Source organism: Escherichia sp. WS33, assembly GCF_046486385.1.
Lineage (GTDB): Bacteria > Pseudomonadota > Gammaproteobacteria > Enterobacterales > Enterobacteriaceae > ECMA0423.
Genome location: NZ_JBJQLJ010000081.1, coordinates 1 through 1,518 on the forward strand (window position 1 = coordinate 1; position 1,518 = coordinate 1,518).

At 43.9% G+C, this 1,518-nt stretch carries 3 protein-coding genes and 1 pseudogene; all 4 read left to right on the plus strand.

Annotated elements, in window-relative coordinates:
- Nucleotides 1-170, plus strand: a pseudogene (locus ACJHXA_RS23800) (ISAs1 family transposase); the annotation flags it as partial.
- 29 nt (nt 171-199) lie between these two features.
- Nucleotides 200-652 (plus strand): hypothetical protein, encoded by a 453-nt coding sequence (locus tag ACJHXA_RS23805; RefSeq protein WP_000960005.1) that lies wholly within the window; start codon nt 200-202, stop codon nt 650-652.
- A 265-nt stretch (nt 653-917) separates the two neighbouring features.
- Nucleotides 918-1,112 carry a DUF3969 family protein gene (locus tag ACJHXA_RS23810; RefSeq protein ID WP_000990552.1) on the plus strand — a complete coding sequence of 65 codons (195 nt, stop codon included), beginning with the start codon at nt 918-920 and terminating at the stop codon, nt 1,110-1,112.
- A gap of 80 nt (nt 1,113-1,192) precedes the next feature.
- Nucleotides 1,193-1,518, plus strand: a 326-nt coding sequence (locus ACJHXA_RS23815) for a DUF6531 domain-containing protein (protein ID WP_044858378.1), incomplete at its 3' end; no start/stop codon positions are given.

Sequence of the window (1,518 nt, forward strand, 5' to 3'; positions counted from 1 at the left end):
AAATAAGAAGAGGAAATGCAGCAGAATTATTTTCAGGGATACGGCACATTGCTATTAATATTTTGACGAATGATAAGGTATTCAAGGCAGGGTTAAGACGTAAGATGCGAAAAGCAGCCATGGACAGGAACTATCTGGCGTCAGTCCTTGCGGGGAGCGGGCTTTCGTAATCTTGCCCTGGGTAGGAGGCCCTCCAGGGATGTTAGTCGGTGCGGCAGTTGGAGCGGTGGTTATTGGTGGTGGTATAGTAATATACAACAATCGCGAGGCTGTTGGGGATGCGATTGAGAAAAGTATGGAGATGCGGGGTGAAGCCGAATTATTAAATGCACAAAGTCAAATGGAATTCTGGCGAGATCCCTATGGTGCTTTTTCCAGCGTGTTTGGAAATGATGATTCATCAAAAGAGAATCCAAATGTCGGGAAGGATTTGACGGATGAAGAGAAGAACTGTTTGGGCAGTGGCAGTACAGGAGGTTCGGGAGGGTGGGAGCCAGATGAGGATGGCGAAATAAGAAATACCTACAGGTCTATTAAGGATGCTCCTCAGTATCCCAGAGGGTTTAGGAATGTCCAAAATGGCACTACAAGGAATGTTGTAAAGGATCAGCAGTTATTGAAACAATTACGTAAAGTAGATTCAGGAAAATAGAGTAAAGTTTATAAAGATGGATTTGATGCGTCAGGTCGAAAAGTGTCCATTCACTATTTTGAAAGTCAGAGTGGTCGAGTATTTAATGTAAAAGTAAAACCTTATTGGAGTAATTTATAATGAGAATTGATTATAGTATTAGCAATGAACACGCAGAGAAATTTATCAGTCTTTTAGTGTTGGGTGTTTTATATTCTATTGAAAAAAAGCAATATCTATAGATGAGGCAGAAGGTTTTATATTTAAGCCATCTACGTCAAAAACATTGAATGCTGCATCGCACTCTAAAAACTTAATTGACATTATAGATTCTGGTTGTGAGCTTGAAGATATATCTAGCATCATTCCTGAAAATTTATCAGGTAATATTGATAAATTAATTAACCAGACGCTGGATTTTATTCGAGGTGCTCCTGATTTTGGCGGTGCAGTCGATAAGGAAATTATTTTAGTCAAATAAAAATATATCGTTAATATATGTTGGTGATGTTTTGTTGAGGGCTTTTTTATTGTTAGTGGTATAAATATAAGGGAGTGAGAATGAGCGGAAAACCGGCGGCGCGGCAGGGCGACATGACCCGCAAGGGACTGGATATTGTGCAGGGTTCAGCAGGGGTGCTGATAGGCGCGCCGACGGGGGTTGCCTGCTCGGTGTGTCCTAAAAAAAAGGACAGTCCAAATTATGGCAACCCGGTGAACCCGGTGCTGGGTGCAAAGGTGCTGCCGGGCGAGACGGACATTGCGCTGCCCGGCCCGCTGCCGTTTATTCTTTCCCGCGCCTACAGCAGCTACCGGACCAGAACACCCGCGCCGGTGGGGGTGTTTGGTCCCGGCTGGAAAGCGCCCTTCGATATCCGCTTACAGAT